At 42.5% G+C, this 23,187-nt stretch carries 20 protein-coding genes and 2 pseudogenes; 11 read left to right on the top strand and 11 right to left on the bottom strand.

From position 1 onward, the window contains the following. Positions 1-43: 43 nt before the first annotated feature. From HWQ58_RS13540 to HWQ58_RS13505, 8 genes are all read right to left on the bottom strand, one after another. Complete coding sequence (locus HWQ58_RS13540; RefSeq protein ID WP_292862985.1) at positions 44-349, bottom strand: hypothetical protein; 306 nt, start codon at positions 347-349, stop codon at positions 44-46. Between the two features lie 326 nt (positions 350-675). Next, positions 676-3,297 (bottom strand): TonB-dependent siderophore receptor, encoded by a 2,622-nt coding sequence (locus HWQ58_RS13535; RefSeq protein ID WP_292862982.1) that lies wholly within the window; start codon positions 3,295-3,297, stop codon positions 676-678. Positions 3,298-3,779: 482 nt separating this feature from the next. After that, positions 3,780-4,232, bottom strand: coding sequence for a nitrate reductase associated protein (locus HWQ58_RS13530; protein WP_292862979.1), 453 nt, complete (start codon positions 4,230-4,232; stop codon positions 3,780-3,782). Positions 4,233-4,310: 78 nt separating this feature from the next. Beyond that, positions 4,311-4,769 (bottom strand): phosphate-starvation-inducible PsiE family protein, encoded by a 459-nt coding sequence (locus HWQ58_RS13525; protein ID WP_292862977.1) that lies wholly within the window; start codon positions 4,767-4,769, stop codon positions 4,311-4,313. Between the two features lie 295 nt (positions 4,770-5,064). Then, positions 5,065-7,290, bottom strand: coding sequence for a molybdopterin oxidoreductase family protein (locus tag HWQ58_RS13520; RefSeq protein WP_292862974.1), 2,226 nt, complete (start codon positions 7,288-7,290; stop codon positions 5,065-5,067). A 356-nt stretch (positions 7,291-7,646) separates the two neighbouring features. Then, entirely contained in the window at positions 7,647-9,161 is a 1,515-nt protein-coding gene (locus HWQ58_RS13515; protein ID WP_292862994.1) for an MFS transporter, read from the bottom strand. Beyond that, on the bottom strand, positions 9,065-9,625 hold the full coding sequence (locus HWQ58_RS13510) for a hypothetical protein (RefSeq protein ID WP_292862970.1): 561 nt from the start codon (positions 9,623-9,625) through the stop codon (positions 9,065-9,067). Before HWQ58_RS13510 ends, HWQ58_RS13515 begins: the two co-directional genes overlap by 97 nt. Next, complete coding sequence (locus tag HWQ58_RS13505; protein WP_292862967.1) at positions 9,626-11,269, bottom strand: ferredoxin--nitrite reductase; 1,644 nt, start codon at positions 11,267-11,269, stop codon at positions 9,626-9,628. It abuts the gene before it with no gap. A gap of 618 nt (positions 11,270-11,887) precedes the next feature. Here HWQ58_RS13505 and HWQ58_RS13500 point away from each other — a divergent pair. From HWQ58_RS13500 to HWQ58_RS13465, 9 genes and pseudogenes are all read left to right on the top strand, one after another. Then, positions 11,888-12,079 carry a Rieske (2Fe-2S) protein gene (locus HWQ58_RS13500; RefSeq protein WP_292862964.1) on the top strand — a complete coding sequence of 64 codons (192 nt, stop codon included), beginning with the start codon at positions 11,888-11,890 and terminating at the stop codon, positions 12,077-12,079. Continuing rightward, positions 12,045-12,116 (top strand): annotated as a pseudogene (locus HWQ58_RS38445) (hypothetical protein); the annotation flags it as partial. The gene HWQ58_RS13500 and the pseudogene HWQ58_RS38445, both read left to right, overlap by 35 nt. A 117-nt stretch (positions 12,117-12,233) precedes the next feature. Then, positions 12,234-12,896, top strand: a complete 663-nt coding sequence (locus tag HWQ58_RS13495) for a hypothetical protein (RefSeq protein WP_292862961.1) — start codon at positions 12,234-12,236, stop codon at positions 12,894-12,896. A gap of 201 nt (positions 12,897-13,097) precedes the next feature. Further along, positions 13,098-13,244 carry a hypothetical protein gene (locus HWQ58_RS13490; protein ID WP_292862959.1) on the top strand — a complete coding sequence of 49 codons (147 nt, stop codon included), beginning with the start codon at positions 13,098-13,100 and terminating at the stop codon, positions 13,242-13,244. A 47-nt stretch (positions 13,245-13,291) separates the two neighbouring features. Then, the gene (locus tag HWQ58_RS13485) at positions 13,292-13,507 is read left to right on the top strand and encodes a hypothetical protein (RefSeq protein ID WP_292862957.1); all 216 of its coding nucleotides are present in this window, start codon (positions 13,292-13,294) and stop codon (positions 13,505-13,507) included. 148 nt (positions 13,508-13,655) lie between these two features. Next, positions 13,656-14,069, top strand: a complete 414-nt coding sequence (locus HWQ58_RS13480; protein ID WP_292862954.1) for a ubiquinol-cytochrome c reductase iron-sulfur subunit — start codon at positions 13,656-13,658, stop codon at positions 14,067-14,069. A gap of 53 nt (positions 14,070-14,122) precedes the next feature. Beyond that, positions 14,123-15,424, top strand: a complete 1,302-nt coding sequence (locus tag HWQ58_RS13475; RefSeq protein ID WP_292862991.1) for a HEAT repeat domain-containing protein — start codon at positions 14,123-14,125, stop codon at positions 15,422-15,424. A gap of 1,551 nt (positions 15,425-16,975) precedes the next feature. Beyond that, a pseudogene (locus HWQ58_RS13470) lies at positions 16,976-17,104 on the top strand (WGxxGxxG family protein); the annotation flags it as partial. Positions 17,105-17,676: 572 nt separating this feature from the next. Further along, on the top strand, positions 17,677-18,624 hold the full coding sequence (locus HWQ58_RS13465; protein WP_292862951.1) for a LysR family transcriptional regulator: 948 nt from the start codon (positions 17,677-17,679) through the stop codon (positions 18,622-18,624). Positions 18,625-18,717: 93 nt separating this feature from the next. On the opposite strand, the gene HWQ58_RS13460 is transcribed toward HWQ58_RS13465, so the two are convergent. The 3 genes from HWQ58_RS13460 to HWQ58_RS13450 form a co-directional block, all read right to left on the bottom strand. Continuing rightward, on the bottom strand, positions 18,718-20,442 hold the full coding sequence (locus tag HWQ58_RS13460; RefSeq protein ID WP_292862948.1) for a DUF4157 domain-containing protein: 1,725 nt from the start codon (positions 20,440-20,442) through the stop codon (positions 18,718-18,720). Positions 20,443-20,563: 121 nt separating this feature from the next. Then, complete coding sequence (locus tag HWQ58_RS13455; protein WP_292862945.1) at positions 20,564-20,731, bottom strand: hypothetical protein; 168 nt, start codon at positions 20,729-20,731, stop codon at positions 20,564-20,566. Between the two features lie 48 nt (positions 20,732-20,779). Next, a complete protein-coding gene (locus tag HWQ58_RS13450) occupies positions 20,780-22,222 on the bottom strand; it encodes a DUF4157 domain-containing protein (RefSeq protein WP_292862943.1) in 1,443 nt (480 codons plus the stop codon). Between the two features lie 186 nt (positions 22,223-22,408). Here HWQ58_RS13450 and HWQ58_RS13445 point away from each other — a divergent pair, with 186 nt between their 5' ends. Both HWQ58_RS13445 and HWQ58_RS13440 read left to right on the top strand, forming a co-directional pair. Next, positions 22,409-22,648: a hypothetical protein gene (locus HWQ58_RS13445; RefSeq protein ID WP_292862940.1), complete on the top strand. Its 240-nt coding sequence runs from the start codon at positions 22,409-22,411 to the stop codon at positions 22,646-22,648. After that, positions 22,648-23,172 carry a phage tail protein gene (locus tag HWQ58_RS13440; protein WP_292862937.1) on the top strand — a complete coding sequence of 175 codons (525 nt, stop codon included), beginning with the start codon at positions 22,648-22,650 and terminating at the stop codon, positions 23,170-23,172. The genes HWQ58_RS13445 and HWQ58_RS13440 overlap by 1 nt, the downstream gene beginning before the upstream one ends. Positions 23,173-23,187 lie beyond the last annotated feature (15 nt).

The raw sequence follows: 23,187 nt of genomic DNA, 5'->3' as shown, positions 1-23,187 counted from the left end.
AAAATCGCTACACTCCACTATTTCTCATGCTTCCGCCTCCTTGTCACCCCTTCAGGATGACGACATTAAAGAGATCGTCCGGTTTAGTTGGGAAATAAACTCTTTGGAATCCCATTTCTGGTTGATTGGTATAGGCAGCTTTGACAATATCTAGGATGTTTTCCAACGATAAGCGATCGCCTTTGGGGAAGATAGCACCAAACTGTTGATGCAGTTGAAACTCGTTGATTTCGCGCTGGAAAACGATCATGCTCCCAGTTATGCCAACCAAGATGGCAATTGATGCGATCGCAAAACCCAGGATGCGATGCACAGTAAATACAATGTTACGTAGTTTTTTATAATTCAAGGTAGACGCTCCTTTGCACAAGCTCAGGCTTGATAAACCAGTTAAAATAGTGGGTTTAAATTTTACCCCCTCATCTTTCCAAGGAAAGGCGGGAGGAAGAATCTTGTTTCCTCCCTAATGGATTGGGGAGCCACTGCGTTGCGGGAGTTCCCCCCGTTGTAGCAAGTAGCGTGAAGGCTAGGATCTGATCGGTGTAGGTTTTTCACATTTAATGGAAAAAAGCCTATTTTTTCGTTCCGAAATCTTTAAGCGCGTGCTTTGCGTCAGAGCGTCAATCAAAACAGGAAATCTAGAAACCTACACTTGTTCAGAGGGCTAAGGTGGGGTCAAAATTCCACAGAAATTGTACCCTGTAAGGTAAATGGTGCTTGGGGGAAGATAAGAGGCCAATTGGTTTCGTAATATCTAACATTAAAGATGTTCTTGAAATTGAGTGCAGCTCGCCAATTATCACGTTTATAAGAAATGACAGCATCAGTTCTGACATAGGAAGGAAGGGTAATAATCGGGTCATAGAAATCATTAACCCGATCGCCCACATAAAATATGCCTCCTCCAAACTGTAACCCTTTCAAACTCCCCTTTTGAATCTCGTAGGTTGTCCACAGACTTGCACCCTGACTAGGAACACCTGGGAAAGCTTTGCCTATGAGTGTCAGATCGCTGTCTTTGCTAGTATAGGCATCATTGAGGTACGCAGAAGCAATGACTTTCCAACCAGGTGAGATTTGCCCGGCAATATCGAATTCAATTCCTCGGCTTTTGACTTCTCCGACGGCGATTGAGTATTGACGATTATCAGGGTCTGTGGTAGGGATGTTTGTTTTGGCAATGTCATAGGCTGCTAGTGATGATATCAGCCGTCCATCAAAAAGCTCGGCTTTGACACCAACTTCATACTGTGTACCACGACTCGGCTCTATTTGCGTCAGGTCTGCTTTTTGAGTTCCTAAGTTGGGTGTAAAGGAGCGACTGTAGCTGACGTACAAAGAGATAGGTTCGATTGGTTGATAAACAATGCCCACACGCGGTGAAAAGGCTTGGGAGTCAGATGCGGAGTTTTGCGGTTCGCTAGGAATACTGATGTCAGCAATACTGTCACTGTCTGTGCTGATAAAGTCATATCTACCGCCTGCAAGCAACTTGAGATTTGGCAGCAATGTCACCTGGTCTTGCAAGGCAATTCCGACAGTATCATTTCTACTGTTACGACTTGACGTACTAACCGCAGGAAAGGGAAAGCCATAGACTGGATTGTAAATGTTTATCGACGGATACGCATCACCAGGAGAGGAAAAGTCGTAGTTTTTAAGGAAACTTGGTTTCCATTCCAATCCTGCCAGCAGCTGATGCTCTATGGAACCGGTTTGAAATTTAGCAATTAAATCAGTTTGCAGCACAAGGTCGGTAGAATATTGATCACCACCGTAGAAGCCTCGCAACACCGTTTCACCATCTTCAGCAAAAGCATACTCATTGACCACACTACTGTAATAATGTTCAAACTTCGCCTCAAACCGACTCCTGAGTCGGAGATGATCATTAAACTGATGGTTGAGCGTTAAATCGATTTGATGGCTTTCAGTGTTTTGATCAGCATTATTGTAATCATTTAAAGAAAGATTGATCGGCAGATTAAACGATCTAGGGTCGTTAGGAAAGCCGCGATCAAAGTTGGAGTCAAATTTTTGATACTCATAGGCGAAATCTAGGGTTGTTGTATCGCTGATTTTGTAGGTAAACGCAGGAGAGATAAAGAAAACCTTGTTGAAAATTAAATCCCGAAAGCTATCGGAATCCTCGTAAGAAACATTCAACCGATACAATAAATTTTTATCGGTCGTCAGCGGCCCAGACAAATCAATCGCCCCATTGTAATAGTTGTAGCTTCCAGCAGTGAAATTAGCAGCATAATAGGGATTGCTCAAAGGTTTTTTCGTGACATAATTGATCACTCCACCCGGTTCCACCTCTCCATATAGCACTGAAGCCGGACCTTTGAGTACCTCTACCTGCTCAATATTGGTGGCATTGGTGAAGATAGACGTAGTGGCAAATCCATCTTTTAAAGAGTTGGCATTAAAGCCACGAATGTTGACACCGTTTTCGGAATTGCCATAGCCCGTTCCAAGGCTTGTACCTGATACATTACGAACAGCATCATTAATCCGCGTGATTCCCTGATCCTTGATCACCTGTTGGGGAACTACCTGAATCGACTGGGGAATATCACGTAAAGGTGTATCAGTCCTAGTTGCAGTTGATGCTTCTGGCACAGTGTATCCATCTTGTTCGCCTGTAACCACAAGTTCAATCGGTTCATCACCCTCAGAGGAGGGTTGACTTGGCTGTGTCTGAGTTTCTGACTGTTGTGGCGTTTGAGGTTGCTGCTGTGCTTGTGTGGAAGGTGCTGCGCTAGGAACACTAAGAATCAAACCCTCGTCAGGACTGTCAAACAACTCTACAGTCGGTACATTCGCCTCACCAATCACCGTCACTCGAATAGTATTAACATCCAAGTTTGCTACCGTTATCTCGGTAATACCTGCAACTGGCTGCTCTGAACGAAATGTAAATGCTTCACCTGAAGGTAAGCGCAGTTGCGCGTTGGGAATATCAGCAATAAAGTTATTGCCAGAACTGCGATTCACCACTTGCAATTTTTCACCAAGGGAGGTTTGTAAAATCACTTCTAAACCCTGCTTAGTGGGATTCGCCTTAACTGCCGTCACTGGCACAATTTCTGAGGTAGGTACTGTTTGTGGTGCTGGCGACTGTACTAGTTCTTGAGCGCTAGTGTTAGTCGGTTCTATTTTATTGAGTCTTGGAATCTCTCTAATCGTTCTAGAATTGCGTAATACCGATGCAACAGATTTATCCTGTGCTTGTTTGTTTATTTCAGCAGCAGTTGCACTTATTGCAACGCAGAACCAAATAGAGCTTGTCACCAAAACAATCTTCAATGTCTGTTTTAACACTATGTAGTACCCCAACACCTACTCTCCACTCACCACTACTCTCAAAAAAGCAGCAAATAGCTGTTATTTGCTGAGATTTGCAGTCAGCTACTTGAGAATAAACATTACAGGAAATGACTCAGCAATTGCAAATAATTCTCAAATTTTTTTCACTAAGTACAGCTCACCATAAAAAAGGTTTGGAATTCGATTTTCTGTAGGTTGGGGAGCCACTGCGTTGGACGGGTTTCCCGGCTTAAAGCAAGTGGCGTTTGAGGAACGAAACCCAACATCCCTGCGTTTGTTGGGTTAAGCAGAGCAAAACCCAACAAAGAGTTAGTATTTTCAACCCCTATTAATGGTGACGTGTACTAAGGGAGTTAATAGATACAGTAGACCAAAAAGCTTTGCGATGCCTGCGCCGGGCGTAGCCATCGCTCTGTAGATTTTTTCTTTGAAAGACTATTGTCTAATTAAAACAGGTGAAATTCTGCAATCGCTCTGTTAAAATTTTTGTTTTCATGTCCTGGCTGACTGAGTTTAATCAAAGCAAAACGCTGTAAGGGCGTTAAAGCTGCCCAGTTTTGCTGTGTTAGGGTTACACCTATTTCTTGAGCTTTTTCCTGAAGGCTAGCTGGTACTGTGGCAGAGTCTAGCCATGCAGGATGAGGCTCAATGGGCAATTTTGTAGTTGGTATACCTGTGCGTTGTATGATTAATTGCTCGATATACTCGCGGTAAGACTGAATTTCCGTTTTTGTAGTGCAAGGTAATTTGACTAAAGCTTGACGCTCATCTGTCGTCATTTGATTCCAATCAGGCAATTTTAGCTTGATGCCACAGGTATCTAATTTGCAACGCACTTGCATGGGAATGCAGCGCAGGGAATCAACAAAGTCTGCTTCAAATTCAAAGAAATCTGTCATAATAAAGTATTTAAAATTAGTTTATACTGTTGCCTTATGCCTGCTTATTGAGCGTACTCGAAATACTGCCTCCTTCAATTAACTTGCATTTTTGGAATTACTGAGACGAATTATCAAATAACTAATTGATAAGGCAAGAATAGCTATACCTAGACCAATTATATCAATACCTTCAATTTTTTCTAAATCAAGAATAATAATTTTTCTCGCAACAGCAATTAAAGAAGTAACAATAACTAATTCAACTTGAAAAACGTGTCTTCGTAAATATGCTGTAATATTTTCTAAAATTTCTAAAGCAATTAAAATATTCAAAAATAGCCCAAATATTTTATATAATGTTGTATTAAACTTTGCGTAAGGGGTTGTAAATAACTCTTTAAAAATAAATAGTCCTAAATCTCCGATCGCTACCAAAATTACGACTACCATAAAAATAGATAGAACTTTAGAAACTAGCACTTCTATGTTTTCAATGACGTGCATGAAATTCTCATCTTTGGTAGCCCCTAAAATTTCCCTCAGTAACTTTTTCATCTGCTGCACCTGATTTTTAAATAAAAGAAAATCCCATAGATAAATCTAGAGGATTTAAAAAAATTACTTGCTGATGCTTTGTAAGTTTTCTATCTTTGTTTTATTCTTTATCCATAGATAAAATGAACTTTAGAAAAGCCTCTAATTGCTAGAATTTTACCCCTTTAGATATAGTAATTGGTAACAGTCAAAATTAGAGAGTTATAAAAAATGATAATAACTATTGACTATTGATTATTGACGAAATTACCTATTGCTGGTTATAAATTACCATTTTCGAGCTATACTTTGCAGCTTACGATTGTGAAGACTGGAGTTGATAATCTTTGATGGGAACTTCCACCGAAATTGGTATCAACTGCACAGCACAGGCTTTTAATTCTGGTTGCAGCGAATCGGGGCAAGATTCTGGATGGGTGAGGGCGTTGGCTTCGGCATTATCTGCCCACAGCGAACCCCAGTGCATAGGGACAAAAACTGTACCAGGCGCGATCGCTTTTGTCACTTTAGCAGGAAACTTCGCTTTACCCCGACGCGATCGCACTTCCACACCCATACAATCGACAATACCTAACCGAGCAGCATCACGGGGATGAATTTCGATAAACGGTTCGGGATGCATTTTGCAAATTTTTTCAATTCGACCGGTACGTGTCTGCGTATGCCAGTGTCCGTAAAGTCTTCCATTAGTTAGGACAAACGGATAATCTGGGTCTGGTGGTTCTGCCAATCCTTTAGAGTAATATGCCCCAAATCGAGCGCGTCCATCAGGGGTGTGGAAGCGCAAGTTAGTGTATAGTCTTTTCTCAGAGCGATTGGCAGATGCTTCTCCCCCTGCAACGCCAGCTCCTCTGCTCCCCCTGCTCTCTTCTGGATGAGGCCATTGAGTCGGGCCTTCTGCTTGCAATTGCGCGTGACTGATACGTGTCATATCGCAGGGGCGATTTTTAGTTAGTTTGACAAACTCAGCGTAAACTTCAGCAGAGTTAGCAAAGGCAAATTCTCTCTCAAAACCTAATCTACGTCCAACTTCGGCAAAAATTTCCCAATCGGCTTTAGCTTCTCTTGGCGGTTGGCGAAATGCTTGACACAGAGTTACCATCCGTTCGGAGTTTGTCATCACACCAGTTTTTTCACCCCACTGGGCTGCTGGTAGCAGAACATGAGCATAAGCAGAGGTTTCTGTAGGATAATATGCGTCTTGGTAAATAGTGAAAGGCGATCGCAACAATGCCTTCTTAGTCCGCTCTAAATCTGGCATACTCACAGCTGGGTTGGTAGCTGCAATCCACAGTAACTCTACAGCATCATTTTCCAACCCAGTAATCATGTCCCAAGCAGTCAAACCAGGATTGGGCGAAATTTGCCTTGGCTTGAGTCCCCAAAACTCTTCAACTTCTGCACAGTGCTGAGGATCTTTCACCGTCCGATAACCGGGTAATAAATGCGCCAAACCTCCGGCTTCCCGTCCTCCCATCGCGTTCGGCTGACCAGTGAGGGAAAAAGGGCCAGCCCCAGGTTTGCCAATCTGTCCAGTCATCAGGTGCAGGTTAATAATCGTTCTTACCTTAGCCGTCCCTTCTGAGGATTGATTCACACCCATTGACCACAAAGACAGTACTCGCTCAGATTGACCCCATAAGCGGGCTGCTGTTTCTAAATCTTCAATGCTGATTCCACATTGACGAGCTACCACTTCTGGCGGATAGTGGCGAATCACCTCAGCATAAGCGGGAAAGTTACTGGTGCAATCGTCCATGAACATCGTATCAATGTAATTCCAGCGCATCAACAAGTGAGCGATGCCGTTTAACAAGTCGATATCTGTACCGGGACGAATAGCTAAATGCAAATCAGCGGCTTCTGCGGTTGGTGTACGACGGGGATCAACCACAATCATTTTGACTTTGCGGTTCTTTTTGTGATATTTTTCCAGTCGATTGAAAACGATGGGGTGACATTCGGCTGTATTAGTACCAATTAAAAATGCACAGTCGGTTAACTCCAAGTCATCGTAACAGCATGGAGGCCCATCTGAACCAAAGCTTTGAATGTACCCAGCTACAGCACTAGACATACATAAGCGAGAGTTGGCATCAAAATTATTAGTACCCAGACAGCCTTTCATCAGTTTTTGGGCTATGTAATAATCCTCGGTTTGAAACTGACCGGAACCATACATACATAAGGCTTCTGGCCCTTGGGTGAAGCGGACATTTTGAATGCGCTTGGCGATCAGATCGAAAGCTTCATCCCAACTAACGCGGCGAAACTCTTGATCTAAGGAGTCTCGCACCATTGGGTAATGTAATCTATTTTTATCTAAAGATTCTGCGATCGTTGCACCTTTGACGCAAACCATACCCTGGCTGGATGGATGGGCTTTATCACCCCGCACCCGCCAAGTTGGATTTCCTTGGCTATCTCGACTAGTTGCTTTGCCCAGTTGGGCTGGAGGTGAAACTTCTAGTCCACAGCCAACACCACAGTAGGGACAAAGAGTTTTGGTAAATTCACTCATGGCAGTTGTACCATTTTGTTATTTTGATTTTGTAACCTCAGATGTAGCGACAGGTTGAGAAGCGTAACTTAGTACAGCTTTGCGTAAAATCGTGGTGAATTGAGGGTTGAAATTTAAATGCATAGGCGCTTCGCCTTCCCGCAGGGTAGGGGCGCAGAGTATAGCGCAAAGGAGCGGAAAGTTTATTTGAGTCCATTCGCTACGAACTTAGACAAAACCGTATTTAGTACTTTGTTAAGCTAGTTTTTAGGGTTTGTAGTAAGCGCTTTATTGCTTAGAAAACAAGGTTTAAAGCCTTACTACGAACTATGAGAATTTATTTGCCTTACTGCCTACTTTCTATTTTCAAGACAGGTCTATTCTTCAGCTAAGAAGATAGGGGTTTTAGTTGCGGTTTCTGGTAATTCACCTTCATAAGCAGCGGCAAAGGAACCTTTTGGTTCTTTGAGGAAAAAGGCACACATAAAAGCGCAGACTAGTGCAGCTAAACCCATTGTGGAAAATAGTGTTGGAGCATCGGTTAAGCTGAAAATTGTCAGGTAAACTACGCCACCAAAATTCCCGTAAGCTCCCACGTTACCGGCAATTTGTCCAGTGGCTTCTTTCTTAATTAGGGGTACGATGCTATAGGTTGCACCGCAGCCAGCTTGGGCAAAGTAGGCGGCAAACATTGTAACTGCGATCGCTAGCGGAATCGGCCAGTTACTATTAATAAAATGTGCCATCAAATAGCCAACACCAATGCCGGCACTGATAATTGTCATTGTCCATTTACGTGAGCCGAATTTATCAGAAATTAAGCCACCACTAGGACGAGAAATCAAATTTAAAAAAGGATAGGTAGCGGCAATCATCCCAGCTATAACATGCTCTGAAACAATGGTTTTTTCAAAAAATTCCGGGAGCATGGAAACAACAGGCTCTAAAACAAAGGTTTTTTCAAAAAATGCCGGAAGCATGGAAACAACTGCTAGTTCGCTGCCAAAGCTAATTATGTAAGTGAATTCGAGTAACGCTACTTGACCAAATTGAAAGCGTTCAGATGCAGCGTAAGTTTTCTTACCAATTAAGAGTTCTCGATTTACTTCCCAAGCTTTATAACTTTGGTAAATAAACAATCCTGCTAATAGCAACCAAGTCAAATACATTTGACTCAGAGTTAGGAAGTGAATGTTCTTTTGTTCCAAGCGCCAAGCTAATAAACCTAGAGCGAAAATCAAACCAAAATTCGAGACAATCATCGCCCAGAAGCTTTTGACACTAGTCACTTCCAGAGAACCATTCTTTTTAGGTTTCTTGTAGACTTTGCCAGTGGGTGTATCTTGGACGCTGTTGTAATAAATTACGCCGTAGATGGCTGCAATGATTCCTGTAAATGCGATCGCAAACCGCCAGTTAGAAGCACCACCAGCGAAAAAGCTCGTAAAAACTGCAATCATCGGCAAGGCAAATTCTGCGCCAAAAGCCCCAAAGTTTCCCCAACCGCCATAAATACCTTGGGCAATTCCCATCTCCTTTGGCTGGAACCATTCGGCTACCATGCGGATACCTACAACAAACCCAGATCCGACAATTCCCATCAACAAACGACTGATGGCTAGTTGATTAAAATCTTGCGCTAGCGCCGTCGCCAAACAGGGAATAACCGCAAACATCAGCAGGATTGAGTAGGTGATTCTGGGGCCAAAACGATCCAGAAGCATCCCAATAATTAGCCGTGCGGGAATTGTGAGAGCAAGGTTACAGATGCCTAAAGTTTTAATTTGCTCTGGTGCTAGATGTAGTTCTCTGCCAATGGTTGTAGCGAAAGGAGCAAAGTTAAACCAACAAACAAAGGTGAGAAAGAAAGCAAACCAAGTCTGATGTAAGATGCGGTAGCGATCGCTAAATGAAAATAAGTTTTTAAGCATTCCAATCTTTCTAATTGAATAAAATATGGAGAAGAGGTAGGGGAAGATGAGGCTTCGAGGTTAACAGTTGAGCCTTTGAACTCGGAGGTTGAGCCTTTGAACTCGGAGGTTGAGCCTTTGAACTCGGAGGTTGCACCTTTGAACTCGGAAGTTGCACCTTTGAACTCGGAGGTTGCACCTTTGAACTCGGAAGTTGCACCTTTGAACTCGGAAGTTGCACCTTTGAACTCGGAAGTTGCACCTTTGAACTCGGAAGTTGCACCTTTGAACTCGGAAGTTGCACCTTTGAACTCGGAAGTTGCACCTTTGAACTCGGAAGTTGCACCTTTGAACTCGGAGATTGAGCCTTTAAGCTTGAAGTATGAGTCTTGCCCAATGCCCAATGCCCAATGCCCAATGCCCAATGCCCAATGCCCAATGCTCAACTAGCAGTTACTAACTAATAGAACTTCTTGCTTGAGTTTTGCCCCAAAGTTTTTGATGAGTAAGTCTTGTAATATTGGTTGCAAGTCTTCGCATGGTATGCCTTTGGTGACGCAAGTTCCCAAATGGGCATCTTTGCCGACTTTGCCACCCATATATATGTCAACGCCTTCGAGGGTTTTGCCATTTTTACGAGTTTTAGTTCCCATCAAGCCGATGTCTGCAACTTGGGGTTGTCCGCAGGAGTTGGGGCAACCTGTCCAGTGAATTCGCACTGGATTAGTGAAGGTTAACTCTTCTTCTAAGGCTTTTATCATTGCCAGGGCGCGGTTTTTGGTTTCGATGAGGGCAAAGTTGCAAAATTGTGCGCCTGTGCAAGATACTAGCGATCGCGTCAGCAAACCAGGGTTAATCGAAAATCTTTCTAGCAACGTTTCTGTTAAAAATGTTGCTAAACGTGAGTCAGCAATATTGGGTATAACAATGTTTTGCTCAACTGTAAAACGAATTTCGCCAGTGCCGTAAACTTCTGCTAGACGAGCGATTTCAAACATATCTTCGGCATACAACCGACCGACAGGAATGTTTAAACCTGCGTAATTTAATCCTGCTTGTTTTTGTTTATATACCCCGATATGGTCGCGTTTTTCCCAGTCGATTTCGTCTTTTGCTGCTGCGGATATTAATGATTTACCCAAACGGCTTTCTACTTCTGCTCGAAATTTATCTAAACCCCATTCATCGATTAGCCACATCAAGCGCGATTTTTGTCGATTAGCGCGTAAGCCACAATCGCGAAATACTTCCAAAACCGCTCTACATACAGCTACTACATCTTCTGGAGCCACCCAAGCATTCAGAGGAATCGCCGCCTCACAACGTTTTGCTGAGAAAAAGCCACCTACTAAAACGTTAAACCCGAAAATTTTGTCGTGGGAATGGGCAGAGGGGCAGAGGGGCAAAGGCGCAGAGGGGAAATTTTGCTCCTCTGCTTCCCTGCTCCCCTGCTCCCCTGCTTCCTTAAATGCTGGCACAAAAGCTAAATCGTTAATTTCAGCATGAACTGAATTGTCTCGTCCACCTGCGATCGCAATGTTAAACTTCCGTGGTAAGTTGCTAAACTCTGGATTTCCTTCTCCTTTGTTGGTGAGCATATCCTGAATTTGCTGTACCAACTCTCGCGTGTCGTACAACTCATCTGCATCCAACCCCGCCACGGGATCGCCTGTAATATTGCGAACGTTATCCATCCCTGACTGAACGCTGGTTAAACCAACTGCGTGAAATCTATTAAAGATATCTGGTAAATCTTCAATCCTAATCCCCCGTAATTGAATATTCTGTCTGGTAGTAATATCAGCGCAACCATCATCTCCGTAACGCTGCACTACTTGGGCCAAAACACGCATCTGGCTGCTGGTAAGAATACCGTTAGGCATCCGCAACCGCATCATAAACTTGCCTGGGGTGACTGGGCGAAAAAACACGCCTACCCATTTGAGTCGATGATCGCGATCTGTTTCGTTCATCGCCTCCCAACCCAAGGCGGCAAATTTCTCTATCTCACTCTTGATAGCGAGTCCATCTTTTTCTGCTTTTAATTTCTCAAACTTATTGAGATTAGTGGTAGTTGCTGTGTCTGTCATAAGGCTGAATCTCGTTGCAAATTACTGAATATGGTGATAATTGCCCAACATCAACCAACCCGTAGTTGCATCAGATGTTGTATCTACGAGGGTTAGGGAATAAAAACTTAATATTTGCTTACGGCTGATTATTTTTACTTAAGAGCATTCCAAAGCAAAACTCCAAATCCGTGATTAGTTAAGGAAAACTTGTCGTAATTTACATCTTTGAAATTTGTCAAGCAGGTTTAGATAGTGTTCATGTAACAATTTCGATACTCATAAATTAAAGGCAAATTTCTGTTAAAATCGTATAAATTGTTACGTTTTTTTGGTAAAATTGCTGAAAATGTATAAAAAGTATGCATTTTTTGCATCAAAGTCAACGAATCAGTGATCTAAAAGCTTAAGGAATAGCGATCGCACGCACAGTAAGTTCAATCACAAATGTTATCTTCACTATCTTCATAATTATTTATATGAAGAGGTTAATAAGATGTTGACAAACATCTACATGAGTTTTAGTGTAAATACTGTACTTCCGTCTCCGGGCGATCGCTCCGGTTAGTAAAGCGTTTGTCCAGAGTATACCTCTGCCACACCCCTTGGACTTTCAAAACATCCTTTAAGGTGTATATTATGAGACAAAACCAAGCTTTGTTGAATGATTGGCATATTGTTGCAGATGCAAGAGAATTAAAACCTTTCACGGTTTTACCAAAGCGGCTGCTCTCTGAAGACATAGTTTTATGGCACAACGGCTCTAAAATATTTGCTTGGCAAGATTTTTGTCCCCATCGAGGCGCGCGTCTTTACTTTAGGAAGGATTGAAAAGGGTAATCTTGCTTGTCCCTATCACGGTCTACAGTTTAATACCGAAGGTAAATGCGTATTAATGCCCGCGACTCCTGACCACGCGCCTCCAAATAGAGCGTTTATCAGAACTTACCATGTGCAAGAGAAGTACGGAATTATTTGGGTGTGTATGGGTACACCAAAACGGGACATTCCACACTTTCCACAGTGGGAAGATTCAGCTTTTCGTAAGATTCTATCTGGTCCTTATCGAATCCAAGCAAGTCCTTTTCGTGTACTAGAAAATTTTATAGACCCTGCACATTTTCCCTTTGCTCATCATGGTATATTTGCGACATCAAATCATCCAGAAATAATTTTTGGTGAATTGAAAGCAAGTAGTAGTGGGATTTGTTTGGATTTTAAGTTCTGGTTCAAAGATTTCTTAGTCGAAAACAATGAAGATGCTGTTGTAACTTTACTTCCTTGCCGATATGAAATTTTTCATCCTTTGGTTGTATATTTTCAAAATGGTATAGGGACAAATGATTACCTCAGTATTTACTGTGCTATAACACCAATCGATGAGAATGAAAGTCAGCTATGGTTGCTTTTTGGAGTAATGTTTGGTGAAGATGTTACTGATGCGAGTTTTCTAGAATTGCAAGCCACAATTTCCGAGCAAGATGCTCGAATAATTGAATCACAACGTCCTCAACATTTCTCTCTAGATTCACAAAAAGAAATACATCTGCCAAGCGATAGACTATCCCTCGCTTACCGAAAATGGCTTTTTGAACAAGGGATTCTAAATTCAAAGGTACAATTAAATAATGCTACAGAAGTGGCATAGGTTCGTATAAATTGTTATCTTCACTATCTTCATTATTTATATGAAGAGGTTAAATAAGGTGTTGACTAAACATCTACACGAGTTTTAATGTAAACATTGTACTTGCGCCTTTGGGTGATCGCTCCGGTTAGTAAAGCGTTTGTCCAGAGTATACCTCTGCCACACCCCTTGATTTTCAAAACATCCTTTAAGGTATATATTATGGGACAAAACCAAGGTTTGTTGAATGATTGGCATATTGTTGCAGATGCAAGAGAATTACAACCTTTGACGGTTTTACCAAAGCGACTGCTCTCTGAAGACATAGTTTTATGGCACAACGGCTCTAAAATATTTACTGTGCTATAACACCAATCGATGAGAATGAAAGTCAGCTATGGTTGCTTTTTGGAGTAATGTTTGGTGAAGATGTTACTGATGCGAGTTTTCTAGAATTGCAAGCCACAATTTCCGAGCAAGATGCTCGAATAATTGAATCACAACGTCCTCAACATTTCTCTCTAGATTCACAAAAAGAAATACATCTGCCAAGCGATAGACTAACCCTCGCCTACCGAAAATGGCTTCTTGAACAAGGGATTCTAAATTCAAAGGTACAATACCAGACTTGATATTTCCGCAACGGTGTTTTGGCCATCTTCTAAGTTTGAGATATGTAAGGTAATCGTGTGAGGAACTCAATAAACGACGCAAAACGCTTAATGAAAAGTATTTCAGATGACAGATGTTAGCTAAAACTTAAATATTATTTCAGCAGCTATGAAACGTCGTGATTTTATTAATTGGGTAGGTTTGGGCTGGATTGCAAGTTCTCTACCTGTAGCGATCGCAGCTTGTTCTTCTCAAACAACTCCAGTATCTAAAGATTGGCAAACAGTAGGTACATCAGCAGAATTAGATAAAACAGGTCAATTGCTGGCAAAAAACTCACCTGCTGGGACTGTGTTGGTAGTCGGCACATCTAAAGCCGGAAATCTAACTGCTGTTGATCCTACGTGTACTCATGCAGGTTGCACTGTAGAATGGAAAGCTGATACAAAAAAATTTGCTTGTCCCTGTCATGGTTCGGAATATGGAGCCGATGGTAAAGTGCAAAAAGGCCCAGCGACAAACCCCCTGAAAACTTACGCCGTCAAGATTGAGGGTAATTCGGTTGTAGTCAAGCCAACCTAGTGGAGGCAGGGGGCAGGAGGCAGGAGGTAGAAAATTGATAATTAAAGCAAGATATTGTGAGTAACATCAAACAGCTTTTGGTGCAAGCCGAGGCAGCATATTATGCAGCTGATTGGTCATCACTAATTCAATATTTGCAACAGTTAATTTTAGGGACAGACTCGGAACATCCAGAGATAGTTAAAAATCGAGAATATCTCCTGAAATTAACACTTTCCATGTTAGAGATGGGGGATTTTCAACAACGCTGGGAAGTTACCAAAGTGTTGACTCACTTGGGAAATATTGCCATTCCACCTCTGATTGAAATATTAGAAGATGAAGACGCAGAAGACGAATTGCGCTGGTATGCAGTAAGGACTTTGGGCGAATTTCAACACCCAGAGGCGATCGCGTCAATAGTTGGATTGTTGAAAAATGATGAGGATGAAGAACTCAAAGCGATCGCAGCTACAGCACTGGGACAAATGGGTACTATTGCTATTACTTCACTAACTGAACTTCTATTAGATGAAAATACACGATTGTTAGCAGTGCGATCGCTTTGTTGTATTCGGCAACCAGAAACCATCACACCGCTGTTGAGTGTAGTCCAAGATCCACAAGCAGCAATCCGTACCGCCGCAATTGAAGCTCTCAGCAGTTTTCATGATGAACGCGTACCACCAGTATTGTTAAAAGCTTTGGATGATACAGCCGCCACAGTCAGGCGTGCAGCAGTGCTTGGTTTAGGTTTTCGTCCCGACTTACACCAAGCATTAGATTTAATAACGAGACTGCAACCCAAACTTTACGACTTTAACCTTGATGTTTGTTGTGCAGCAGCAGTTACCCTTTCTCGGATTGGTAGTGATGATGGCGCTAAATACTTATTTGATTTGCTGATTTCACCCCAGACACCGATAACGCTGCAATTAGAAACCATCCGCGCTTTAAGTTGGGTAGGGACGTTATCGAGTTTGGAATATTTGCAAACAGCACTGAACCAAAGTACATCAGAAGCAGTGTGGCAAGAAATTGTCATAGTTTTGGGACGAGTCCAAAAACCGCAGTTAACGACACTAGCCGCAGAAATCTTACTGGAAATACTACGATCGCAGCATCCAGCCACAGAGATTGTCTGCATCAAAAGTGCGATCGCCTTGTCTTTAGGACAGTTAGGCGAAATGCAATCAATTGAACCATTGATTTCGCTGTTAGGCGATTCTAACGCATTGGTGAGACTACATGCGATCGCTGCACTGAAAAATCTGGATGGGGAAGCCACACATCAACAATTGCAACAGTTAGCAAATAATGATGCAATCACACCAGATTTAAAACAAGGAATAGCGATCGCTTTAGCCGAATGGTAAATTTCAGTCTCAACTTTTAATTGCGTAGCATCTCTTTACCGCAGTCTCTCGTACAGAAGAGAGGACTAAAGTCCTTATTATAAACCTTTAATTATTTACGCCATCCTACTTAACTGATAATAAAAGTATTCCTTAAGTCTAAAGTAAGACACTTCTAGAGTATGAAGTTATAAGTTCTCAAGTGAAATAGTATTGTGAAGTATTGTTCATAGAGTCTCAACCGCTAGCAGCATCTGGCTGTTTAAAGTTTTTAGTGAATTTATATCCAAATAGCTAAAGACTAATGTCAATAAAGGAATTATATTTACGAGATGAAAATCCTGTTGAACTTAGTGATCGCTTCTACTTCTTAGATAAGTCGATTTATTTAACATGCAAATTCTAAAACGCTCTACGCTTATAGACTAACTTAACTTCAATACCAAATTAATTCTTGCGATATAAGTAGTTTTACTCTTATGGTAGAAGTTTGGTGATAAACTAACACTTATATTATCTAATAGCAAGCAAAACAATTCCCAATCCAATAAAGATGGAATAGATAGAAGTTATCATATATAATTTCTATTTTGAACGAACATGTAACTTTGTCCGTAGGTTCTTATCATTATGAATTAATTACTGACTTATGATTTATTTTGCTTGCTTAATCTGAAGAAGAGTAAGTTGTAGTATTTTCAAATCATTTCAGATTTTCCAGAAGAAGCTAAGTAAAACACTCCTCAATTTTTTCTATGTCAGAATTTACCTAATTTTTCAGTAGATTGACGAGACAATATCGCTTTTGAAAATCAATCAACCACAAAAATCTAGAACAAAAAAGGAACTATAAGCATGAAGCCTTTCAAATTATCTAAAGCTGTTTTAGCTACTGTCTTTGCCATCAGTTTTGCTTCTGTATCTTTACCTCCTTTAGTTTCTGCCCAAAGTGGAGGTTCCGGCAGCGGAGGCTCTGGCAGCGGAAGCTCTAGTGGAAGCACAGGCGCTGGTGGAAGCACAGGCGCTGGTGGAAGCACAGGCACTGGTGGAAGCACAGGCATTGGTGGAAGCACAGGCACTGGTGGAAGCACAGGCACTGGTGGAAGCACAGGCATTGGTGGAAGCACAGGCATTGGTGGAAGCACAGGTACTGGTGGAACTACAGGTACTGGAGGTACAGGCACTGATTCCACAACAGGTACTGGTGGAACTACAGGTACTGGTGGCACAACAGGTACTGGAGGTACAGGCACTAATGGCACAACAGGCACTGATTCCACAACAGGTACTGGTGGAACTACAGGTACTGGTGGCACAACAGGTACTGGAGGTACAGGCACTAATGGCACAACAGGCACTGATTCCACAACAGGTACTGGTGGAACTACAGGTACTGGTGGCACAACAGGTACTGGAGGTACAGGCACTGATTCCACAACAGGTACTGGTGGCACAACAGGCACTGATTCCACAACAGGAACTGGAACTACAGGCAGTGATTCCACAGGCACGGGCACTGATGCCACAGGTACTAACAGAAATACAGGCGTCGCAGCTTCCGAAAGAACTAGCGATCGCGGTTTTGATTGGGGTTGGCTAGGTTTGCTTGGTCTAGCTGGTTTAGCAGGACTGCGTAATCGCGAAAAAGTTCGGGCTTATCGCGATCCTGATGAAGTCACAGGTTCTCGCTCCATAAAATAGTATTCACAACACTTTCGGAGGGTACAGCTGTAGTTTGTGCCCTCTGTATCTTTTGCAAATCTGATGCGAGCGCAGCCGTATCTGTAAGTTGTACAAAATTTTGTCTTGCTTAGACCTGATAGCGTTTTTTAATAAGAGTTAGGTTAAACTGTACTTCACCCTTAAACCCTTTTTAAACTCACAAAGAGGGCTTGGGGGTGAAGGTTTTGATATGATTACTTCATCCACTTGCAAACTACTATATAATCTGTCGCGTAATACATCAAGTGAACTACTCATAGTTAGCTACGGCTGAACTATCAACTTCTGCGATCTCACAAGAGTGCCTCAGAGCGATACCATTAAAAATATTATTTAAAAATTTATATATTTCAGCAGAAAATAGTCAATTATTTTTTTTGCAAAATTTACCGAAAAAATCGGTGCAAAGCGCATAATTGACGACAAAGGCGGTAAAATCTGATTTACTTAAATGTAGCTCAGAGAAAAAACTTGTAACAAATTTTACTAAATTGTGGATCAAAATCCGTTAACTTTATAAAACTGATAAATGTAATTCAGGCTACATAAAAATGCGCCTAGAGCAGTTGCAAGCCTTTCTAGCGATCGCCCAAACCGGCAGCTTTCAACAAGCAGCGCGACTATCTGGTGTTACCCAATCGACGATTAGTCGCCAAATCCAAGCATTAGAAGCAGATTTGGGGATAGAACTGTTTCACAGAACTAGTCATGCCAAGCTGACGCTAGGAGGTGAACGTTTGTTACCCCGCGTCCGCAAAATTTGCCAAGAGTGGCAGACTGCAACAGAAGAATTAGCTGATTTAATCGCCGGAAAGCAACCAGAACTTTGCATTGCCGTGATTCACTCCCTGTGTGGATCTTACTTACCACCAGTGTTGCAAAAATTTTGTCATGATTATCCAGATGTGCAATTGCGGGTGACATCATTGGGAAGCGATCGCGCCCTGAAAGTCCTTAAAGATGGATTGGTAGATTTAGCAATTGTGATGAATAATCGCTTTTTAACCACCAGTAGAGAAATGGTGGTAGAAGTACTTTATGACGAACCTATAGAAGTTTTAATTGCAGCCAATCATCCCCTGGCACAATATGAATGCGTCCCTTGGTCGGAGCTAATTCGTTATCCCCAAGTAGTTTTTAAAGATGGTTATGGGATGCAACGCTTAATACAAGATAGATTTGAGCGGATGGAAGCTACACTCCAGTCGGCTTTAGAGGTAAATACCCTAGATGCCTTCCGGGGAGTCGTGCGCCAAGGAAAATTGATAGCTTTGCTACCTCAATCAGCATTACTGGAAGCTTATCTTGACCCTACCCTAGCGATTCGTTCCTTGGCTGGCAATAATAATAGTGGTTTAGCAGATGGTTCCAGTTTAACTCGGCGGGTAGTTATGGTGACAACTCAAGACCGTCTACAAATTCCCCCCATCAAACATTTTTGGCAACTCGTGCAAGAAAATATTCCACAGCAAATTGACCAGCAGCGATCGGCTTCTTAAGCGTTATTAGTCATTATTCAAGAGTCTTTAATTTCTGATGGGACTTTTGCTAGATAATTAATAGTTTATATAAAACTAACTATGCCATGCTTCTTAGCCAGCCCTGAGTCTTGTTGGGATAAACTCATGCTCTATTATCTTGTTATTCTCGCACGTTAGTTGCTGTACACCAGTTAGCCACTGTTGCGACCCCCGTAACCCGATTTTGAACTTAACAGTGCGCGATTTATACTCTTGTGTGATTGTGATCTGCGGTGGATCAAGAAATCTTGCCGTGAGCGACTTACCTGGATCTATAATCATGCCCTGAGTTCCGAGTGCGTAGCTACGGAAAGTATTAGAATTTGGCCTGTTTGCGTACTGATCCAGCGATTCTGTTTCCGTAGTTCTATTGCCGCCGTTGTCTGTCGTAATCTTTGTTATTTCCTCAAAATATTCCAATGGTGGCGGTGTCAAAAGGCGCAATCTTTTCTGCGATTTGTTGTACCATCTGATATTTATATATAAATTATGCCCAAATTGCCTGTCCGTTATGATATCGCTAGGCTGCATCGTCAAGATATCTAACTCCATATATTTTTTCCAGTTCTCCCCGTTCACCTGTATTTCTTCTATTTCATCGCCACCGTTATCTTTATCGCCACTGTCTTTGGAAAAGAATTTTTTAACCTTATCAAGAGGGTTACGCTGGATTACTGGTTGATACCCAGAAGGGGAGTTAAGAAGGGCTTTGGTTTGGATCTTGTTTTTTTTTATCTCCTGTTCAGGAACCAATTTACGCCCAAGCGCACTACCATTTTGTTGGACAACGTGAGTTAACTCATGGGCAAGTAATTCCTTTCCTCCATGACTCTCAGGAGCATATTCTCCTTGACGGAAGAATATATCCTGTCCTGTAGTAAAGGCACGAGCTTGGATAGATTGGTTGAGTTGGTCAGAGCTGCTATCTGTGTGGATTTTGACACTGCTAAAGTCAGTCCCAAAAGCTTGCTCCATTGGTTGGCGGATATCGTCTGAGAGTGGCTGTCCACTTCCCCGTTCTTGTTGGATTGAAGTTTCCAAGTCAGATGTGGCTGCAACCCCACCACCCTGACGTTGTAGTGAAATATTGGTATCTGCCAGAGATTTCATTTGTAATTCTTCTTCTTCCTCTGGTAATGCTTCCCGTTGTAGTGAAATATTGGTATCTGCCAGAGATTTCATTTGTAATTCTTCTTCCTCTGGTAATGCTTCCCGTTGTAGTGAAATATTAGTATCTGCCAGAGATTTCATTTGTAATTCTTCTTCTTCCTCTGGTAATGCTTCCCGTTGTAGTGAAATATTAGTATCTGCCAGAGATTTCATTTGTAATTCTTCTTCTTCCTCTGGTAATGCTTCCCGTTGCAGCGAAATATTGGCATCCGCCAGAGATTTCATTTGTAATTCTTCTTCCTCTGGTAATGCTTCCCGTTGTAGCGAAATATTGGTATCTGCCAGAGATTTCATTTGTAATTCTTCTTCTTCCTCTGGTAATGCTTCCCGTTGCACAGACTGTTTACTTACAGGCTCGCTCATCGTCTGCATCACTTGCTGTGCTACTCTATCAGCTTCCTGCTCGTAAATATCTCCTGGCTGGTTAACCGTGAGTTTTGTTTGTGAACGCAGTGATATTCGACTGATATCGTGCATTAAAGGTTTATTTTGCGATCGCACCTCATTTACTGCTTGGGATGAACCACCAGAGGACTCTGAACCAAAACCACGTGTCGGTTGTTTGAGTGCAGGTATTGAGAAGAAAGCAGTGGTAGCTTTTTTGGGCTGGCCTATGCGTTCTCTCATTTTTTTCTCCTGATGTCTAAGCAGTAGGTGGATGAATATTTTGCTATTACTAACATCTAGAGTACAGCGTTCGCACTTGTAACACAATTCACCCAAAGTCTAAATTTTCGGGAACCCTATTCTATAGTGTCGGGCGATCGCACTCAACCCAACCGACAATATCAGGCGATCGCGCTGTAGCCCTGTAGGGTGCGTTAGGCGTTTGTATTTGGATATTTGACAAGAGATTTGGTGGTTCACGCCGCAGGACAGCGAACCAATCATAAGGTGCGTTAAGGAAGTAACGCACCTTACAAGATCAGGCGATCGCTCTGGATGGGTGGGGCAAACCGATGTCTCAGTTAACCAGTACCCCTTCTCCTGTCCCGCCTCCGGGTGGTGGCTCTTTAGGGTCATTGTCCTTTTTGGAAATGAACTTTTTTTCAAACATACTTTGGAAATACTCTTTCAAACGCTTCTTCATTTCCTCGGATAGTTTGAGGAGCGCAGCATCTATAGCCTTCTTTGCATCCTGTGTATGTTTGCTTTCTGATTCGATGACTTTAGCAACTCTGGTATCAACCGCAGTTGTAGGGAGCTGGTCGATCATTGGAATCAAAACAGAGACTAGGTTCCTAACCTGGTCTCTGAAGTGCTTGCGGTCGGCCTCTTGTGTTAAGTATTGGTTGTCAGTTACCTGTTGTACGATGGCATTCTTGAGATTGCTGTAGGCTAATGTGTTAGTGTCTTCTCCTGTGACCTGGCTAGTGCTGACGGAGCATTGCGCACGGTTGGAGTTGATGATACTCAGGGCTGTGTTGATCTCCCCGTTTGTGAATCCTGGTAGCAAATTGTTCAGATCGTTGAGGAGTTTTTGCACGTTGTTGGCGTAGTCATCACCCTTTAACTTTTCTGGCTGATCGCCGTCTTTTCCGTTCTTGGGACTAGCCCGTTCATGTCCGGTATTTTCCACCAGGTTTATCAATTTTTTACCGCGTTTCTCTTCGCTGCTGATTGCACCACCACTCTGCTGCACAACATGAGTCAACTCATGCGCTAACAACTCCTGCCCCCCCCGACTCCCAGGATTATATTCACCCTGCCGAAAGAACACATCCTGTCCTGTCGTGAAAGCACGCGCCTGAATTGACCGATTCAACTGGTCAGATTGACCATCCGTGTGAACCTTCACCCCACTGAAATCTGCGCCAAATGCCTGTTCCATCGGTTCCCGGATATTGTTCGCCATCGTCTGTCCGCCACCCCTGGCTTGGTTAATGGACGCTTCCAGGTCTGGCGCAGCAGCCATCCCAGTCTCAGCCTGACGCTGCACCATCGGCTTCATCTGTAATTCTTCCTCATCCTCTGGCGCTTCTTCTCGTTGCAGTGTGCTATTGTCCAGAGATTTCATTTGTAATTCTTCTTCTTCTGGCGCTTCTTCTCGTTGCAAAGTGCTAATGTCCAGAGGTTTCATTTGCAATTCTTCTTCTTCCTCTGGCAATGCTTCTTGTTGGATAGACTGGCGATTTACAGGTTGCGCCATTCTTTGCATTACCTGCTGTGCGACGCTATCAGCTTCTTGTTCGTAAATGTCTCCAGGCTGGCTAATTGAGAGTTTTGCTTGGGTACGCAGTGGTATGCGACTTATATCGTGAGTAACTGGTTTATTGATTGGTTGTATTTCAGGAACCGCTTGGCGTGAAATTGCCGACGACTCCAAACCAAAACCGCGTATCGGGTGTTTCAGGGATGGAATTGAGAAGCCTGTAGTAGTTTTTTTCTGGCTGACGTGTTCTCTCATTTTCTTCTCCTGTTGCCCAAGCAGTAGCTAGGTGAATATTTTGCTGTTACTACTAGAGTATAGCGATCACACTTGTAACACAATTCCTCTAAAGTCTAAATCCAGGCAGAAACTAAGTTCGACTTTTGGCTACTTTTGATTCTGATGCACTACCTTTAGCCTGGATTTAGGGAGAGTTTTTTATTTATGGACTCAAATCAGCAAAAAACTTTTTTCACGTTCGATGGAGATGTTGGCGGTACTGCTGGCTACGCTGGGGTTTCGGCAACATCTGATGCAAGCATTGTGGCTAAAACGGCAAGTAAATACCTCAATGATTCACTGCTGCTAAACCAACTCACAGAGCATGTGTATAAACTCTTGCTAAAAGACCTGCGATCGCAGCGGGAAAGGCTAGGCAATTATAATTCCCAAAGGTGGTTGTGATGGCTACAGGTGCTAATAATGGCAACATTACTCACGAATTAAATTATGTTACTACTAATCGTTTCTACGTTGAGATAGACAGTTCTATTGCTGCGTCTTTCGCTGAATGCTCAGGATTAAGTATTCAAATTAAGAAAAATGTTTTTCAGGAAGGTGGTGTTAACGACCAGCAAAGAATTTATTTAGGTCATACAGAATTTGCAGACATAACTCTCAAACGTGGAGTTACCGATCATCCAGGTTTTTGGAACTGGATGAATGCAGTTTTTGATGAAAAAAAGAAAACATCTCGACGCAATGTCAATATTCTGATTTTCAATCAAGCCGGTGAGACAATGATGAGTTGGACTTTGATTGGTGCTATTCCTATAACCTGGAAAACACCTGCACTCCAAGCAGATGGAAAGGCAGTTGGGATTGAAGAATTAACTTTAGCTTATGAAGGTTTACAGGTTGCAAGAGCTACAGGTGGAGGTACTTCTGTACAACGAAATCAAAAAACAGGATATTTTGTTTCTAGCTAATTAGCTCTTTTAAAA

The organism is Nostoc sp. LPT (assembly GCF_017115165.1).
Classification (GTDB): domain Bacteria; phylum Cyanobacteriota; class Cyanobacteriia; order Cyanobacteriales; family Nostocaceae; genus Nostoc.
Note: the sequence above shows the minus strand (reverse complement) of the source record. Positions and strands in the feature narration are given on the sequence as shown.

Excerpts from the sequence above, each read along its gene's own strand:
- HWQ58_RS13445 (WP_292862940.1), top strand. The coding sequence starts at position 22,409 with ATGGACTCAAATCAGCAAAAAACTTTTTTCACGTTCGATGGAGATGTT.
- HWQ58_RS13520 (WP_292862974.1), bottom strand. The coding sequence starts at position 7,290 with ATGAGTGAATTTACCAAAACTCTTTGTCCCTACTGTGGTGTTGGCTGT.
- HWQ58_RS13450 (WP_292862943.1), bottom strand. The coding sequence starts at position 22,222 with ATGAGAGAACACGTCAGCCAGAAAAAAACTACTACAGGCTTCTCAATT.
- HWQ58_RS13530 (WP_292862979.1), bottom strand. The coding sequence starts at position 4,232 with ATGACAGATTTCTTTGAATTTGAAGCAGACTTTGTTGATTCCCTGCGC.
- HWQ58_RS13440 (WP_292862937.1), top strand. The coding sequence starts at position 22,648 with ATGGCTACAGGTGCTAATAATGGCAACATTACTCACGAATTAAATTAT.
- HWQ58_RS13495 (WP_292862961.1), top strand. The coding sequence starts at position 12,234 with ATGGGTACACCAAAACGGGACATTCCACACTTTCCACAGTGGGAAGAT.
- HWQ58_RS13505 (WP_292862967.1), bottom strand. The coding sequence starts at position 11,269 with ATGACAGACACAGCAACTACCACTAATCTCAATAAGTTTGAGAAATTA.
- HWQ58_RS13480 (WP_292862954.1), top strand. The coding sequence starts at position 13,656 with ATGAAACGTCGTGATTTTATTAATTGGGTAGGTTTGGGCTGGATTGCA.
- HWQ58_RS13500 (WP_292862964.1), top strand. The coding sequence starts at position 11,888 with ATGAGACAAAACCAAGCTTTGTTGAATGATTGGCATATTGTTGCAGAT.
- HWQ58_RS13525 (WP_292862977.1), bottom strand. The coding sequence starts at position 4,769 with ATGAAAAAGTTACTGAGGGAAATTTTAGGGGCTACCAAAGATGAGAAT.
- HWQ58_RS13485 (WP_292862957.1), top strand. The coding sequence starts at position 13,292 with ATGTTTGGTGAAGATGTTACTGATGCGAGTTTTCTAGAATTGCAAGCC.
- HWQ58_RS13465 (WP_292862951.1), top strand. The coding sequence starts at position 17,677 with ATGCGCCTAGAGCAGTTGCAAGCCTTTCTAGCGATCGCCCAAACCGGC.
- HWQ58_RS13460 (WP_292862948.1), bottom strand. The coding sequence starts at position 20,442 with ATGAGAGAACGCATAGGCCAGCCCAAAAAAGCTACCACTGCTTTCTTC.
- HWQ58_RS13490 (WP_292862959.1), top strand. The coding sequence starts at position 13,098 with ATGGGACAAAACCAAGGTTTGTTGAATGATTGGCATATTGTTGCAGAT.